The sequence below is a fragment of the Allorhizobium undicola ORS 992 = ATCC 700741 genome (assembly GCF_000621665.1).
In the GTDB taxonomy this organism is placed as follows: Bacteria; Pseudomonadota; Alphaproteobacteria; order Rhizobiales; family Rhizobiaceae; genus Allorhizobium; species Allorhizobium undicola.
In genome coordinates this window covers 140,144-154,528 of sequence record NZ_JHXQ01000004.1, presented here as the reverse complement: position 1 = coordinate 154,528, position 14,385 = coordinate 140,144, and the positions used below count along the sequence as shown (strand labels likewise).

16 protein-coding genes are annotated in these 14,385 nt (G+C 60.7%); 12 read left to right on the top strand and 4 right to left on the bottom strand.

Going from position 1 to position 14,385, the window contains the following annotated elements; all coding sequences use genetic code 11:
* Positions 1–8 precede the first annotated feature (8 nt).
* From T424_RS0106320 to hemC, 3 genes are all read right to left on the bottom strand, one after another.
* Entirely contained in the window at positions 9–1,277 is a 1,269-nt protein-coding gene (locus T424_RS0106320; protein ID WP_027486983.1) for a mitofilin family membrane protein, read from the bottom strand.
* Positions 1,278–1,547: 270 nt separating this feature from the next.
* Positions 1,548–2,270, bottom strand: a complete 723-nt coding sequence (locus tag T424_RS0106315) for a uroporphyrinogen-III synthase (protein ID WP_027486982.1) — start codon at positions 2,268–2,270, stop codon at positions 1,548–1,550.
* An 83-nt stretch (positions 2,271–2,353) separates the two neighbouring features.
* On the bottom strand, positions 2,354–3,283 hold the full coding sequence (gene hemC / locus T424_RS0106310) for a hydroxymethylbilane synthase (RefSeq protein ID WP_027486981.1): 930 nt from the start codon (positions 3,281–3,283) through the stop codon (positions 2,354–2,356).
* Between the two features lie 84 nt (positions 3,284–3,367).
* Between hemC and tsaD the strand changes: the two genes are divergently transcribed.
* The 5 genes from tsaD to T424_RS0106285 are packed head-to-tail and all read left to right on the top strand — an operon-like array spanning position 3,368 to position 6,839.
* Positions 3,368–4,465, top strand: a complete 1,098-nt coding sequence (gene tsaD, locus T424_RS0106305; protein ID WP_027486980.1) for a tRNA (adenosine(37)-N6)-threonylcarbamoyltransferase complex transferase subunit TsaD — start codon at positions 3,368–3,370, stop codon at positions 4,463–4,465.
* Positions 4,465–5,448, top strand: coding sequence for an NAD(P)H-dependent glycerol-3-phosphate dehydrogenase (locus T424_RS0106300; protein WP_027486979.1), 984 nt, complete (start codon positions 4,465–4,467; stop codon positions 5,446–5,448). Before tsaD ends, T424_RS0106300 begins: the two co-directional genes overlap by 1 nt.
* A gap of 4 nt (positions 5,449–5,452) precedes the next feature.
* The gene (locus tag T424_RS0106295) at positions 5,453–5,746 is read left to right on the top strand and encodes a YciI-like protein (protein WP_027486978.1); all 294 of its coding nucleotides are present in this window, start codon (positions 5,453–5,455) and stop codon (positions 5,744–5,746) included.
* 6 nt (positions 5,747–5,752) lie between these two features.
* Positions 5,753–6,181 (top strand): EVE domain-containing protein, encoded by a 429-nt coding sequence (locus tag T424_RS0106290; protein ID WP_027486977.1) that lies wholly within the window; start codon positions 5,753–5,755, stop codon positions 6,179–6,181.
* A 4-nt stretch (positions 6,182–6,185) separates the two neighbouring features.
* Positions 6,186–6,839: a class I SAM-dependent methyltransferase gene (locus tag T424_RS0106285; RefSeq protein ID WP_027486976.1), complete on the top strand. Its 654-nt coding sequence runs from the start codon at positions 6,186–6,188 to the stop codon at positions 6,837–6,839.
* Between the two features lie 117 nt (positions 6,840–6,956).
* Here the strand turns inward: T424_RS0106285 and T424_RS0106280 are convergent, their stop codons facing one another.
* Positions 6,957–7,250 carry a hypothetical protein gene (locus tag T424_RS0106280; RefSeq protein WP_027486975.1) on the bottom strand — a complete coding sequence of 98 codons (294 nt, stop codon included), beginning with the start codon at positions 7,248–7,250 and terminating at the stop codon, positions 6,957–6,959.
* A 377-nt stretch (positions 7,251–7,627) separates the two neighbouring features.
* On the opposite strand from T424_RS0106280, the gene sdhC reads away from it, so the two are divergent.
* The 7 genes from sdhC (at position 7,628) to mdh (ending at position 14,310) form a co-directional block, all read left to right on the top strand.
* Positions 7,628–8,020, top strand: coding sequence for a succinate dehydrogenase, cytochrome b556 subunit (gene sdhC / locus T424_RS0106275; protein WP_027486974.1), 393 nt, complete (start codon positions 7,628–7,630; stop codon positions 8,018–8,020).
* 9 nt (positions 8,021–8,029) lie between these two features.
* Entirely contained in the window at positions 8,030–8,410 is a 381-nt protein-coding gene (gene sdhD / locus T424_RS0106270) for a succinate dehydrogenase, hydrophobic membrane anchor protein (RefSeq protein ID WP_027486973.1), read from the top strand.
* 6 nt (positions 8,411–8,416) lie between these two features.
* The gene (sdhA, locus tag T424_RS0106265; RefSeq protein WP_027486972.1) at positions 8,417–10,258 is read left to right on the top strand and encodes a succinate dehydrogenase flavoprotein subunit; all 1,842 of its coding nucleotides are present in this window, start codon (positions 8,417–8,419) and stop codon (positions 10,256–10,258) included.
* 15 nt (positions 10,259–10,273) lie between these two features.
* On the top strand, positions 10,274–11,053 hold the full coding sequence (locus T424_RS0106260; RefSeq protein ID WP_027486971.1) for a succinate dehydrogenase iron-sulfur subunit: 780 nt from the start codon (positions 10,274–10,276) through the stop codon (positions 11,051–11,053).
* A 326-nt stretch (positions 11,054–11,379) separates the two neighbouring features.
* The gene (locus T424_RS0106255) at positions 11,380–11,898 is read left to right on the top strand and encodes a protease inhibitor Inh/omp19 family protein (RefSeq protein WP_027486970.1); all 519 of its coding nucleotides are present in this window, start codon (positions 11,380–11,382) and stop codon (positions 11,896–11,898) included.
* A gap of 106 nt (positions 11,899–12,004) precedes the next feature.
* Positions 12,005–13,168: a cell division protein ZapE gene (zapE, locus tag T424_RS0106250; RefSeq protein WP_027486969.1), complete on the top strand. Its 1,164-nt coding sequence runs from the start codon at positions 12,005–12,007 to the stop codon at positions 13,166–13,168.
* A gap of 179 nt (positions 13,169–13,347) precedes the next feature.
* Positions 13,348–14,310, top strand: coding sequence for a malate dehydrogenase (mdh, locus tag T424_RS0106245; RefSeq protein WP_027486968.1), 963 nt, complete (start codon positions 13,348–13,350; stop codon positions 14,308–14,310).
* Positions 14,311–14,385 lie beyond the last annotated feature (75 nt).

Here is a 14,385-nt window from a genome sequence, read left to right as displayed (position 1 = left end):
TGGTCTCCTCAGCCCTGACGGCCATTGACGGCACGCGCCATGGCATCGGATACGGCGGCCTCCACGGCAATCCGTTCATCCAACTGCTTCTTGAAATCCCCTGAGGCGCTGCGTCCGGCCTCGGGCAGGCTCTCCCATTCCGAAGCTGCGCCCTTCAGATCGCCGTTGCGGATCTTGTCTTCAATGCGGGCAACGATGGCATAGGGCGAGGCGCCTTCGACATTGCCAACCGGCCTGACCTTGACCACCGAAGCCGCACTTGCCCAAAGCCTCTCGGCGATATTGGCGCTTTCGGCGGGCTGGTTGATGGCGGCGAGGATATGGTCGGCGCTTTCGGCGAAACGGCGCAGCAGTTCCGTGCGTGAGGCAACACCGGTCGTCGCATATTTTTCAAGCGTCGGCAGGGCAGGCTCTTCCGGGACAATCCCCTTCAACGTCGTCATCTCGGCAAGGAAGGGACCTCCGCGATCCACTGCGGTTTTCAGCGCGGATGCAGCGATGGCGCGCGCCACCTCGATGTCGTCGCGGGGGCGGTTCAGCTTGGTTTCAATCGTCTCGATGCGCGTGCCAAGGTCGGTCTGGCTCTGGGTCAGGCTTTGCAGGCGGCCGGTCGTTTCCGAACGCAGGCTGTCCAGTGCCTGATTGGCGGCGGCAATTTTTGCCTGCACGTCATTCATGGCCTGTACGTCAGCGGGAGTGGCCGCGGATTCGAGCCTTTTGAGGCGTTCTTCGACGGAGGAAAGGTCGGGCTTCGCGCCAGCCTGACGGGCAAGTTCGGCCTTCAGTGACTGGACCTCGGCTGAAAGGGCGGCGCTACCGGCGGCTTCACGGGGGGCGGATGCGCCGGGCAGCAAGCCCGCATATTGCACGGCCCCTGCGCCGATCAGGGCAATGAGGCCGCCTGCAATGCCGGCCGCCAGCAGGGCGCTGGTCGAAGTGGGCCGGGTTCGGGGCTGAATATTGTTATCGTCCGGTGGGTTTTGCGCCTCAGCGTCGGGAGCATCCTCCGGACGCGGCGTGCCGTCCGGGCTGCCGAAGCTGGAGGCCGTTGCAGCATCCTCGCGCCCGGAAGGCTCCATTTCGGTAGCCGGCTTTTCTTCCTGCGTCCCGGCTTCCGGGGCTGCGGGCTCAGGCTCATGACCTTCGACGCTTGCCTGCGCGGCACCTTCCTCGCTGGTTTTTTGGGCGTCCGGCTTTTGAACCTCGCTTGCCGTGAGGTCTATCGTCACCGGCTCGTCGTTCTTTCTGGAGCGGCGGGGGGGCTTTTCGGAGACCATGGCAACCTCGTCTTTTGCTGGTGCGTGGGGTGGAACTGGCGCATTACCCTGAGAAAGGAGAAACCGGATTTGGCCCGGAAATGCGTAAAGCCAAGGATTTAGGTTCGTTTTGTGCTTTGATTGAACACGGGAACACTCTAATCAGCCCTCCCGGTGAAGGGAAGAGGGCTTGCGTTCGTGATGGGTGTTCCCATTCCCCTCAGCCCGTGTTGCGGATGTGATGCGGTCGCGGATACGCATGAAACCAATCCTCCCCGTTCTGCCCATGCCCTATAAAAGTGAAAGAAGACTTGCCTCGTCAGGCTGCTGCGCAACGAAAATTCTTTCTACCGCGAGATGTTCCATTGCGCCCGCCACTTGTTTGCTCAGGCAGAGGTAGCGTGTATCGGCAAGAATCCTGTTCTCAAGCGCGCCAAGCGGCAATTGCCTGAACCGGCGGGCGCTTTCGGCGGAATAAAGAAGAACCGCATCGATAGGCTTTGCCGAAAGCCGCAGAGCGAGTTGATCTGGCGAATAGGCAAGATCCTGCATTTCGTAGATTTCGATGGTTTGCACGGCAATGCCAAGCGCATGAAGACCTCGCTCGAAGCCCTTGGCGCGGGGTGAGCCCGCCAGATACAGCAGGTGATCGGGTCTTTCCGCCGCAACCAGCCCGGCCAGCGCCTGGCCATCGCTCGTGCCGGAGCGAACCTGGGTGAAGCCGAGGTCTTTTGCCGCACGCGCCGTGGAGGCGCCAACGGCAAAGACCGGATGGTCGAGAAAAGGGTGCAGGGACTTTCCCAGTAGCGCCAGGCTGCGCAGGCTTTCCGTGCTGGTCAGCGCAAGGGCAGGCCGTTGCTGCCGAGCCGCGCTCGCGCTGAGCGCGGCAAGGGCCGCTTGCGGAAAATAGCGCGGTGCCGCCAGAGGCAGAAGCACAGGCTCATGTCCGGCAGCGGCCAGCCTGCCCGCGGTTTGCGCGCCTGCCTGTTCTGTCCGCGTTATCAGCACACGCATGGCGCTTCCCTCTACCGTTCTACTGGATAATTTTGACCTTATTTCGATTCCGATTTAAGGAATTATGCAGTAGGTTCAAGGCTTTAACTCCAGCTGTCAAAGAAGCCGGTCCCGGCCTTTTCCCTGAGCGCCTGACCGGTTTTCCAGCCAAGCTCGAAGGCAGCACTTACCTTGCCCTGCATTTGCAGCGAATGGGAAACCTGCCCATCCGGCGTGAGAATCGTGGCGGCAAGACGAATATCCTCGCCATCCGAAACTGCATAGCCGGCTATCGGTGTGCGGCAGGAGCCATCCAGTGCGGCCAGCAACGCTCTTTCGCAGGACACGGCGTCGAAGGTCGGGCGGTGATTGATGGCGAGAAGCAGGTCGTTGATCCGGGCATCGCCGATCCGGCATTCTATGCAGATTGCCCCTTGCGCAGGCGCAGGGGGAAAGGTTTCCATATCGAGGAATTCCGTGACCACGGCCTCCTTGCCCAGCCGCTTCAATCCGGCAACGGCCAGAAGCGTGGCATCCACCTGACCTTCCGCCAGTTTGCGCAAGCGGGTTTCCACCGCACCACGATAGGTGATGACCTGAAGATCGGGCCGAAGGCGGCGGATCAGCGCCTGCCTGCGCAGCGATGCCGAGCCCACCACCGCCCCGTGCGGCAGATCGATGAGCTTTGCAGTTTCGCGTCCGATAAAGGCATCGCGCATATCCTCCCTTGGCAGATAGGCTGCGATATGCAGACCGTCGGGCAGGGCGGTGGGCATGTCCTTGGAGGAATGAACGGCAAAATCCAGCTCGCCGGTGGTGAGCTGCTGCTCAAGCTCCAGCGTGAACAGGCCCTTGCCGCCGATGTCTGCCAGCGCCCGGTCGGTGATGCGGTCGCCCGTGGTGGACAGCACCACGATTTCGAACATCTCCTGCGGCAAGCCATGTGCTTCCATCAGCCGTCGGCGGGTTTCATGGGCCTGCGCCAGCGCAAGCGGGCTGCCTCTGGTGCCGATGCGGAAAGGTTTCGTTTGCATCTGAAGTCTTCCATTGTTACCGACAGCGGCGTATCCGTCTTTTGATCGCGCTGCAATCACTCCATTCGATTGATCTTCTGGCATATGGCACCCGTCTTGAGAATACTTGGAATTGAAACGAGCTGCGACGAAACCGCTGCCTCCGTGGTGCTGCGCCATGCCGATGGCCGTGGCGAAATCCTGTCCGACGTGGTGCTGAGCCAATTGGACGAGCATAGCGCCTATGGCGGCGTGGTGCCGGAAATCGCCGCCCGCGCCCATGTCGAGGCGCTGGACGTTCTGGTGGAGGAGGCGCTGGCCAAGGCAGGTGCGGGGCCTGACAATATCGATGCCATTGCCGCGACTGCGGGGCCGGGGCTGATTGGCGGGCTGATTGTCGGCCTGATGACCGGCAAGGCCATCGCGCGCGCCTGGAACAAGCCGCTTTACGCCATCAACCATCTGGAAGGCCATGCGCTGACGGCGCGGCTGACGGATGGTGTGGAGTTTCCCTTTCTGATGCTTCTGGTATCCGGCGGCCATACGCAGCTGGTACTGGTGCGGGGCGTGGGCGATTATGTGCGCTGGGGAACGACCATTGACGATGCGCTGGGAGAGGCCTTCGACAAGACCGCCAAGCTTCTGGGGCTGCCCTATCCCGGCGGCCCTGCCGTGGAACGTGCGGCGGCTGGCGGGGATGAAAAGCGCTTCACCTTTCCTCGACCGCTGGTGGGTGAGGCGCGGCTCGATTTTTCCTTTTCCGGGCTGAAAACCGCCGTCCGGCAGGCGGCCGAGGCGGCGGCCCCGGTGACGCAGAAGGATATTGCCGATATATGCGCCTCCTTCCAGCGCGCCATCGTGCGCACCATGGATGAGAGGATCGGCCGTGGATTGCAGCGCTTTCACGAGGAATTTCCCGATATGCCGGAAAAGCCCGCGCTGGTCGTGGCGGGTGGCGTTGCCGCCAACAAGGCCCTGCGGGCTGCCCTTCTTGGACTGTGCGAGCGGCATGGTTTCCGCTTCATCGCGCCGCCGCATCATCTTTGCACCGATAATGCGGCGATGATTGCCTGGGCGGGGCTTGAGCGCATGGCGCTTGGCCTTCCCGCCGACGATAATGCCACGGCGCCACGGTCCCGCTGGCCGCTGGACAGGCAGGCACAGGCGCTGATCGGCTATGGCAAGCGGGGTGCCAAGGCATGATGCAAGCACAGGTGGCAGTGGTCGGTGCCGGGGCCTTCGGCACAGCGCTGGCTGCGGTTCTGGCCCTTGAAGGGCGCGCAGACGTGGTACTCGTGGGGCGGGATGCCGCCTTGATGGCCGATCTTTCCAATGACCGCCGCCATGATGCCGCTCTGCCCGGCGTTTCCCTGCCCGACACCTTGACTTTTTCCGCCGAAGCCGAGGTCATTTCCCAGGCCGATGTCGTGCTTTTCGCCATGCCTTCGCAGGCGCAGGCCGATGCCGCTCTTTCCTACGGCCCCTATCTTGCGCCGGAGGCCATGGTGGTGAGCTGTGCAAAGGGCATAGATCGCGGCAGTACGCGCCTTTTGAGCGATGTTCTGGAGGAAAAGCTGCCGCATCACCCCGTGCTTGTGCTTTCCGGGCCCGGTTTTGCAATGGATATTTCCCGTGGGCTACCCACGGCAATGGCGCTGGCGGCCGGATCCATGGCGCTTGCGGAAGAGGCTGCCCGCGCGCTTTCCACCCGCACATTCCGCCTCTATGCCTCCGACGACCGGATTGGCGTGCAGCTTGGCGGAGCGCTGAAGAATGTTCTGGCCATTGCCTGCGGCATGGTGGAGGGGCGGGGGCTGGGCGAGTCGGCGCGGGCCGCCCTGATCTCGCGCGGGCTGGCGGAAATGTCGCGGCTGGCCGAGGCCATGGGGGGCAGGGCGGATACCTTGCGCGGCCTTTCAGGTCTTGGCGATCTCGTTCTCACCGCCACCAGCCACCAGTCCCGCAATCTGCGCTACGGTCTGGCGCTGGCGCGGGGCGAAGGGCCTGGGCTTCACGGCTCCTCGCTGGTGGAGGGCGCCTTTGCGGCTGCCGTTGCCGCCAGGCTGGCGGAGCATTATCAGGTTGAAATGCCGATCACGCAGGCCGTGGCGGCTATCATCGAAGGTTCCCTCAATATCGACAGGGCAGTGGAAGCATTGATGACCCGCCCGATCACCACGGAGTAATGACATGCTGTTTGCCGTCATCTGCAACGACAAGCCCGGCCATCTCGATTTGCGCATGGCCACCCGCCCGCCGCATGTGGAATGGCTGAACGGGCTGAACGCCGAGGGCGTTCTGAAAATCGCCGGACCGTTCCTCGATGGCGATGGCAAGCCCTGCGGCTCGATGCTGATCATCAAGGCGCAGACGCTAGAAGAGGCGAAATCGATTGCCGGAGAAGATCCTTACGCCAAGGCAGGCTTGTTCGAGACCGTCGAAATCCGCCCCTACAACTGGATCTTCAACAATCCCGAGGCATGAGACGTCATGGCGTTCTGGCTTTACAAATCCGAGCCCTTCAAGTTTTCCTGGGCCATGCTGAAGGCAAAAGGCGCGGCAGGCGAGCAGTGGGATGGCGTGCGCAATTATCTGGCGCGCAACAACATGCGGGCCATGCAAATCGGCGACAAGGGCTTTTTCTATCATTCCAACGAGGGGCTGGAAGTCGTCGGCATCACTGAGGTTTGCGCCCTGGCCCATCCCGATACCACCACCGACGATCCGCGCTGGGAATGCGTGGACATTCGCGCCGTCTGCGACATGCCCCGGCCCGTGAGCCTCAAGGATGTGAAGGCAAATCCGAAACTGGCGGAGATGTCGCTGGTCACATCCATGCGTCTTTCTGTCCAGCCGGTAACGCATGAGGAATATCTCGAGGTTTGCCGCATGGGCGGCCTTGAAAACCCGCCGGTCTGAGCTGGTGCGGATCGATCCCGAACAGTTCATCCGCCAGAACACGTCGCTGGCCGCGCCGCCGCATGTGCCGGAAATAAAGCTGCATCTGGCCAGCGAGGTGCATGATCTCTGGCAGAAGACCGAGGAGGATCTGGCGGAAATCGGCCTGCCGCCGCCTTTCTGGGCTTTTGCCTGGGCGGGCGGGCAGGGGTTGGCGCGCTATGTGCTGGACAATCCGCACTGTGTGCGGGGCCGGCGCGTGGTGGATTTCGCCACCGGCTCCGGCCTTGTGGCGATTGCCGCGGCGCGTGCGGGGGCAAAATCCGTAACGGCGCTCGACATCGACCCCTTCACCGGTGCAGCCGTCCGGCTGAATGCTGCCGCCAATGGCGTGGCAATCGATTTCCACGCAGATGACAGGATCGGCCAACCGCTCGATGCCGATGTGCTTCTGGCTGGCGATGTCTTCTATGACCGCGATTTCTGCGACCGTCTCATGCCGTGGTTTGCCGCAGTTTCGGCCTCAGGCGTCATGGTGCTGGTTGGAGATCCCGGCCGCAGCTATTTTCCCCGCCAGGGGTTTCAGCCGCTTGCCACCTATGAAGTGCCGGTAACGCGGGCGTTGGAAGACAGTGAAGTGAAGAAGACGACCGTGTGGCGTTTCGTCGCAGGATCGTAGTCTAGAGCATTTTCAGGAAAAGTGGAAACCGGTTTTCCGTCCGAAATGCGTAAAAACAAACAGTTAGAGCCTTTCATCGTTTCCGTGAAACAGTGAAAGGCTCTAAGGCACAGGCGCTTACTTGAGGATGCAGACACCGGCCTGAAAAATGCAGCTTCGCGATGGCGTGCTTTCATCCACGTGGATGATCCGGGCCTTCGGTGCAAGCTGCGGGCGGTTTTCCCTTGCAGCCATGCGCACCACCCACTGACCGTAAATGACGGCGGAGCGTTCTCGATGTGCGCTGGCATAAAGGCCCGAAGCGCCATGACGGGCGCTTTCAAAGGCGGGATTGCCGCTTGCTGCCGATGCCGGTGAAAACGACATCGGCATAACGGTCAAGAGCCAGAAAAGGGCCATGAAAGCGGGCATGTCTGGCCTCCGGATCTTCGGTTCTGGGCATGTCCGGCAAAACAATTGCTTCGGAATCGTGAGGGCGCCGGACAATGCAATCAAGAGAAAATTAACCAAACCGGGGTGCAAATCAAGGGGTGTGATCCAGGGACCGCTTTGCAGCGTAACATGGTTGATTTTCTGTTCAGGAATCCATGTCAGAATAGGTGGTCTTCACCCTTGGTCTTCGTCCGGTTTTCCCAATCGATTAAAATGGAAGTCTGGTGTTAATTCGCCTTGTCCAGACATGCCGGTAGGATTAAAGGTCCATGGAACCTGACCTGTACCCCGTCGGGGTGCGCTCTATATTCACGCTGTTTCCTTGACAGCCAGCTTATGAACGCCGCGAGGTTTAGATGGCGAACGTGACAAAACAACGGCCGTTGTCGCCGCATCTGCAAATATACAAACCCATTCCGACCATGGTGATGTCCATCGTGCATCGCATCACGGCCGGGGCACTCTATTTCGGAACGCTTCTGGTTGCAGCATGGCTTATTGCCGCATCCATGGGGGCGGGCGCCTATGATACGGTTTCGTGGATCATGGGCACTTTCCTCGGCAAAATCGTGCTGTTCGGTTACAGCTGGGCGCTCATCCACCACATGGTCGGCGGGCTTCGCCATCTGATGTGGGACATGGGGTATGGCTTCGAGAAGAGCTTCACCACCAAGCTCGCCAAGGCCACCATCATCAGTTCCGTGACCCTGACCATCCTGGTCTGGATCGTCGCATTCATCATTCGCTGAGGTAATTCCATGGATATGCGTACTCCGCTCGGCAAGGTGCGCGGGCTCGGCTCGGCCAAGGATGGCACGGAGCATTTCTGGCGCCAGCGCATTACGGCCGTTTCCAACGTGCCGCTCATGCTGTTCTTCATCATCTTCATGCTCATTCACGCCGGCGCGCCCTATGCAGAGGTAGTCGCGGCCCTGTCCAACCCGCTGGTGGCGGTGGTCATGGGGCTGGTCGTATTGTCGGCGCTGATCCATATGCGCCTCGGTATGCAGGTGATTATCGAGGATTACATTCATCGGGAAATCTTCAAGATGATCCTCCTGATGCTCAATACGTTCTTTACGGTCGCGGTGGGTGCCCTCTGTCTCTTCGCCATCTTGAAGATCGCATTCGTAGGATAATTCAAAATGGCTAGCACAGCTTCTCCCGCACAAAACGGCAAGGCCTATACCTATGTCGATCATGCCTACGATGTCGTCGTCGTCGGCGCAGGCGGCGCGGGTCTCCGCGCCACGCTCGGCATGGCCGAGCAGGGCTTCAAGACTGCCTGCATCACCAAGGTCTTCCCCACCCGTTCGCACACCGTTGCCGCCCAGGGCGGTATCGCTGCTTCACTCACCAACATGACGCCGGACTGCTGGCAGTGGCACCTTTACGACACCGTGAAGGGTTCCGACTGGCTGGGCGACGTGGACGCCATGCAGTATCTCGCCATGGAAGCGCCGAAGGCCGTCTATGAGCTTGAGCATTACGGCGTGCCCTTCTCGCGTAACGAGGAAGGCAAGATTTATCAGCGCCCCTTCGGCGGGCACATGCAGAATTACGGCGAAGGCCCGCCCGTGCAGCGCACCTGCGCGGCTGCCGACCGCACCGGCCACGCCATCCTGCACACGCTTTACGGCCAGTCGCTGAAGAACAACGCTGAATTCTTCATCGAATATTTCGCGCTCGACCTCATCATGAGCGCCGATGGCCGCTGCACCGGCGTCGTGGCCTGGAACCTCGATGACGGCACCATCCACCGCTTCTCCGCCAAAATGGTGGTTCTGGCGACGGGCGGCTATGGCCGCGCCTATTTCTCGGCCACCTCCGCCCACACCTGCACCGGTGACGGCGGCGGCATGATTGCCCGCGCAGGCCTGCCCTTGCAAGACATGGAATTCGTGCAGTTCCACCCGACCGGCATTTACGGCGCGGGCTGCCTCATCACCGAAGGCGCGCGCGGCGAAGGCGGCTATCTCGTCAACTCCGAAGGCGAGCGCTTCATGGAGCGTTATGCGCCTTCGGCCAAGGATCTTGCCTCGCGTGACGTCGTGTCGCGCTGCATGACCATGGAAATCCGCGAGGGCCGCGGCGTTGGCAAGAACAAGGACCACATCTTCCTGCATCTGGATCACCTCGATCCGGCGGTGCTGCATGAGCGTCTGCCCGGTATTTCCGAAAGCGCCAAGATCTTCGCGGGCGTCGATGTGACGCGCGAGCCGATCCCGGTTCTGCCGACGGTGCATTACAACATGGGCGGCATTCCCACCAATTACTGGGGCGAAGTGCTGAATGCCGATGGCCAGAACCCGGAGCGTATCGCGCCCGGCCTGATGGCCGTGGGCGAAGCGGGCTGCGCCTCGGTGCATGGCGCCAACCGTCTCGGCTCGAACTCGCTGATTGACCTTGTGGTCTTCGGTCGCGCTGCCGCGATTCGGGCCGCAGAGGTCATCAACCGCAACGAGGCCATTCCGGCTCTCGATACGGCGGCCTGCGACGCGATCATGGACCGTTTCGATGGCCTGCGTCATGCCTCCGGCCAGACGCCGACCGCCGTTCTGCGCGACAAGATGCAGCGCGCCATGCAGGAAGATGCCGCCGTGTTCCGCACGCAGGAATCGCTGGAAAGCGGTTGCCAGCGTCTGAGCGCGATCTGGACGGAAATGTCTGACATCAAGGTCACGGACCGTTCGATGATCTGGAATTCCGACCTCGTGGAAACGCTGGAACTGCACAACCTCATGCCAAACGCCATCACCACGGTATTTGGCGCGGAAGCGCGCAAGGAAAGCCGTGGCGCGCACGCCCGCGAGGATTACAAGGACGGTCCGCTGGGTGGCCGTGACGATGACAACTGGCGCAAGCACACGCTGGCCTGGGTCTCCGAGGCCGGTGACGTGAAGCTGGATTATCGTCCCGTGCATACCGATCTGATTGCCGAAGGTATCGATCCCAAGAAGATCGCGCCCAAGGCCCGCGTCTACTGATTTGAGGACAATGAGATGGTAGAAATTACTCTTCCCAAGAATTCTCAGGTCAGCGAAGGCAAGGTCTGGCCCAAGCCCGCAGGCGCGAAGAACCTGCGGGAATACCGGATTTACCGCTGGAGCCCGGATGACGAGGCCAATCCCCGCATCGACACCTATTACGTCGATCTGGATGATTGCGGCCCGATGGTGCTGGACGGTCTGCTCTACATCAAGAACAAGATCGACCCGACGCTGACCTTCCGCCGCTCCTGTCGCGAGGGCATTTGCGGCTCCTGCGCCATGAACATCGACGGCACCAACACGCTGGCCTGCACCAAGGGCATGGACGACGTGAACGGTACCGTGAAGATCTATCCGCTGCCGCATATGCCGGTGGTGAAGGATCTCGTGCCGGATCTGACCAACTTCTACGCCCAGCACCGCTCCATCGAGCCCTGGTTGAAGACGGTTTCCCCGACGCCTGCCAAGGAGTGGAAGCAGAGCCACGAAGACCGTCTCAAGCTGGATGGTCTCTATGAGTGCATTCTCTGCGCCTGCTGCTCCACCTCCTGCCCGAGCTACTGGTGGAATGGCGACCGCTATCTCGGCCCCGCCGTTCTGCTTCAGGCCTATCGCTGGCTGATCGACAGCCGTGACGAGGCCAAGGGTGAGCGTCTGGACAATCTGGAAGATCCGTTCCGCCTTTATCGCTGCCACACCATCATGAACTGCGCGCAAGCCTGTCCGAAGGGGCTCAACCCGGCCAAGGCGATCGCGGAGATCAAGAAGATGATGCTGGAGCGCCGCTTCTAAAGCATCGTGCTGAGAAAGGTGGAATCCGGTTTACCGGAGCAAATGCCGAGATGCAAAAAGTCGGATCGGTTCAGGGATTCAGTGAAACCCAGAACCCCTCTATGGCTTTTCCAACGGAAGCGACAAGCGACTTCCCGCCCACACGGTATCGAAGCCGGTGGGCGGGATTTGCGATTTGCCTGTCTTTTGCCGCAAAAGAGAGGTCTGACTTGATTCCATGTGGAGTTTGGCGGTAACGTTTGCGCGTTTTTGCTCGTGCGCCGCGCAGATGCTGCAAGGAACCGGCTTCGTTGCTTTCCGATATGCAAACATTCAGGAGTAACAGGATGAATCTGAAATTCGCTGCGGCAGGTGTTGCTGCCGTGCTTGCCTTGTCAGGATGTCAGCGTACGTCCAGCGATTATGGTTCCTCCTCTTTACCCCCGCTTCAGGCGCAGCCGGTGACGCCGGTGCAAGCCGGCCAGCTTGCGCCTCCCACGGCTGACAGTTCGCAATTTCCTGCCGCTCCCGCCACCAACCAGCAGGCTTCCCTGACGCCCAATGCATCTGCTCCCGCAAGTGCGATGGATTTCACCAAGGAGCAACTGGTCGGTAACTGGAAAGTCGCCAATGGCGGTGCGAGCTGCGACATGTTCCTGACGCTGACCAATCTCGGCAGCGGTTCGCGCGGTGGTACGCGCGGTTGCGCGGGGCCGCTGACGGCCATGGGCTCCTGGGAAGTGGGCAACAAGCAACTTATGCTGAAGGACCGTGACGGCAATGTCATTGCCACGCTTTACAAGGCGGCGGACAACCGCTTCAGCGGTTCATCCAGTAACGGCCAGCCAATCAGCCTGAGCCGTTGATCGTCTTTGAGGCCATGGCGGCAGGCCATGGCCTTTTTTATGCCATCGACAAGGCTGGCCGCCCTGGCTGGCTGGCGGCATCTCCCGTCTTCCGGAGCCTTTTTCCATGCAGCCTGTTCCCGACTATGCCCATAGCGTCAGCGAGGAGCTGAAACGCCGGACACATACGGGGGCTCTCAAGGCCGACCCGGCGCAGATGGCGGTGGCGGAGCAACTGGATCGGGTGCTGAGCGAACTCAAAGCCCGCAAGCCGGCCCGCAAATCCTCTGCCCTCGGCTGGATATTCGCCCGGCGGCGGGCGAGTGGGCAAGGCATAAAGGGTCTTTATGTCCACGGCAGCGTCGGTCGTGGTAAAACCATGCTGATGGACCTTTTCTTTGAAATGGCGCCGGTCGAACGGAAGCGACGGGCGCATTTCCATGAGTTCATGGCGGATGTGCATAATCGCATCCACGCCCACCGCCAGAAGCTCAAGAGCGGCGAGACGAAACAGGCCGATCCCGTGCCCCCCGTTGCCGAGCAGATCGCAGCGGAAGCCGAATTGCTCTGCTTCGATGAATTCACGGTGACGGATATTGCCGACGCGATGATCCTGTCGCGGCTTTTTACCGAGCTTTTCGCCCGAGGCTGCACGTTGATTGCCACGTCGAATGTCGAGCCGGACAATCTCTATCCCAATGGCCTCAACCGTAGCCTTTTTCTGCCTTTCGTCGGTCTGCTGAAGCAATATGTCGATGTTCTTTCGCTGGACTCGCCCAATGACTACCGTCTGGAGAAAGGCGATCATCTGCCAGTCTACCTCTCGCCGCTGGGACCGGATACGGATCGGCGGATGGATCAGGCCTGGGCGATGATGGCTGCTGGCGAGCCGGAACAAGCGATCGAGATTGCCATGAAAGGGCGCAGCATAAAGGTTCGCCGGGCCGTGGGAAGGATGGCGCGGTTCACTTTTGCGGAGCTGTGCGAGGCGCCACTCGGCGCTGTCGATTTCCTGGCAATTGCAGAGCGCTTCGAGCGGATATTCATCGATCACATTCCGGTGTTGAATGCCGACCGCCGCAATGAGACCAAACGTTTCATCATCCTGATCGATGCGCTCTACGATCACCATGTCCATCTTCACGCATCCGCCGTCGTGGAACCGGAAAAGTTGCTGACGGTGCGCAAGGGTACGGAAGGTTTCGAGTTCGACCGCACAGTTTCGCGGCTCTTCGAAATGCGCAGCCGCGACTATCTTTCGGCACGTGAAGACGAAAGCGCCGAAACGTGAAGAATTCGTGACCAAAATTCTTACCTTTACGTAAGAAAAATAATGTCTAACCGATTGAAAAACCTCATTCGATAAATATCAGTTGCCATTTTTTCCGGTCCGGGCTATGCGAATACCCGCAAAGGCAGGGCTTTCGAAACTGAAGCCGCCTTGTCACGGATCTGAAAAGGAAGCTCTTCATGGCGCGCAAAAAGATCGCACTCATTGGTTCTGGAATGATCGGCGGCACGCTGGCGCATCTCGCCGGCCTCAAGGAACTGGGCGACATCGTTCTGTTCGATATTGCCGATGGCGTTCCGCAGGGCAAAGGCCTCGACATTGCCCAGTCCTCCCCGGTCGATGGTTTCAATGCCAAGCTGACGGGCGCGAGCGATTACGCCGCCATCGAAGGCGCCGATGTGTGCATCGTCACCGCAGGCGTGCCGCGCAAGCCCGGCATGAGCCGCGATGACCTGCTTGGCATCAACCTCAAGGTTATGGAGCAGGTTGGTGCGGGCATCAAGAAATATGCCCCCAACGCCTTCGTGATCTGCATCACCAACCCGCTCGACGCCATGGTCTGGGCGCTGCAAAAGTTTTCCGGCCTTCCGGCCAACAAGGTCGTCGGCATGGCTGGCGTTCTGGACAGCTCGCGCTTCCGCCTGTTCATTGCCGAGGAATTCAACGTTTCCGTTCAGGACGTTACCGCCTTCGTGCTTGGCGGCCACGGCGATACCATGGTTCCGCTGGCGCGCTACTCGACGGTTGCCGGCATTCCGCTGACCGATCTCGTCAAGCTCGGCTGGACGACGGAAGAGCGTCTGGAGCAGATCATTCAGCGCACCCGTGACGGTGGCGCCGAAATCGTCGGCCTGCTGAAGACCGGTTCGGCCTATTATGCGCCGGCGGCTTCCGCAATCGAGATGGCTGAAGCCTACCTCAAGGACAAGAAGCGCGTTCTGCCTTGCGCCGCCTATCTCTCCGGCCAGTACGGCGTGAAGGACATGTATGTCGGCGTTCCTGTCGTCATCGGTGAGGGCGGCGTCGAGCGCGTTATCGAGATCGACCTCAACAAGGAAGAGCAGGCCGGGTTCGACAAGTCGGTCGGCGCCGTTGCCGGTCTTTGCGAGGCCTGCGCTAACATCGCGCCCGCTCTCAAGTAATCCGTGCGACATGCGATGGCGGGGGCTGAAAGGCGCCCGCCTTCTTTCGCATTTCATTTCCGATCTAAGGCCCAA

What these genes read in the sequence shown, in the direction of transcription:
- tsaD (WP_027486980.1), top strand. Translation starts at nt 3,368, where the DNA reads ATGGCACCCGTCTTGAGAATACTTGGAATTGAAACGAGCTGCGACGAA.
- zapE (WP_027486969.1), top strand. Translation starts at nt 12,005, where the DNA reads ATGCAGCCTGTTCCCGACTATGCCCATAGCGTCAGCGAGGAGCTGAAA.
- T424_RS0106260 (WP_027486971.1), top strand. Translation starts at nt 10,274, where the DNA reads ATGGTAGAAATTACTCTTCCCAAGAATTCTCAGGTCAGCGAAGGCAAG.
- T424_RS0106315 (WP_027486982.1), bottom strand. Translation starts at nt 2,270, where the DNA reads ATGCGTGTGCTGATAACGCGGACAGAACAGGCAGGCGCGCAAACCGCG.
- T424_RS0106320 (WP_027486983.1), bottom strand. Translation starts at nt 1,277, where the DNA reads ATGGTCTCCGAAAAGCCCCCCCGCCGCTCCAGAAAGAACGACGAGCCG.
- T424_RS0106255 (WP_027486970.1), top strand. Translation starts at nt 11,380, where the DNA reads ATGAATCTGAAATTCGCTGCGGCAGGTGTTGCTGCCGTGCTTGCCTTG.
- hemC (WP_027486981.1), bottom strand. Translation starts at nt 3,283, where the DNA reads ATGCAAACGAAACCTTTCCGCATCGGCACCAGAGGCAGCCCGCTTGCG.
- T424_RS0106300 (WP_027486979.1), top strand. Translation starts at nt 4,465, where the DNA reads ATGCAAGCACAGGTGGCAGTGGTCGGTGCCGGGGCCTTCGGCACAGCG.
- sdhA (WP_027486972.1), top strand. Translation starts at nt 8,417, where the DNA reads ATGGCTAGCACAGCTTCTCCCGCACAAAACGGCAAGGCCTATACCTAT.
- T424_RS0106280 (WP_027486975.1), bottom strand. Translation starts at nt 7,250, where the DNA reads ATGCCCGCTTTCATGGCCCTTTTCTGGCTCTTGACCGTTATGCCGATG.
- sdhC (WP_027486974.1), top strand. Translation starts at nt 7,628, where the DNA reads ATGGCGAACGTGACAAAACAACGGCCGTTGTCGCCGCATCTGCAAATA.
- sdhD (WP_027486973.1), top strand. Translation starts at nt 8,030, where the DNA reads ATGGATATGCGTACTCCGCTCGGCAAGGTGCGCGGGCTCGGCTCGGCC.
- mdh (WP_027486968.1), top strand. Translation starts at nt 13,348, where the DNA reads ATGGCGCGCAAAAAGATCGCACTCATTGGTTCTGGAATGATCGGCGGC.
- T424_RS0106295 (WP_027486978.1), top strand. Translation starts at nt 5,453, where the DNA reads ATGCTGTTTGCCGTCATCTGCAACGACAAGCCCGGCCATCTCGATTTG.
- T424_RS0106290 (WP_027486977.1), top strand. Translation starts at nt 5,753, where the DNA reads ATGGCGTTCTGGCTTTACAAATCCGAGCCCTTCAAGTTTTCCTGGGCC.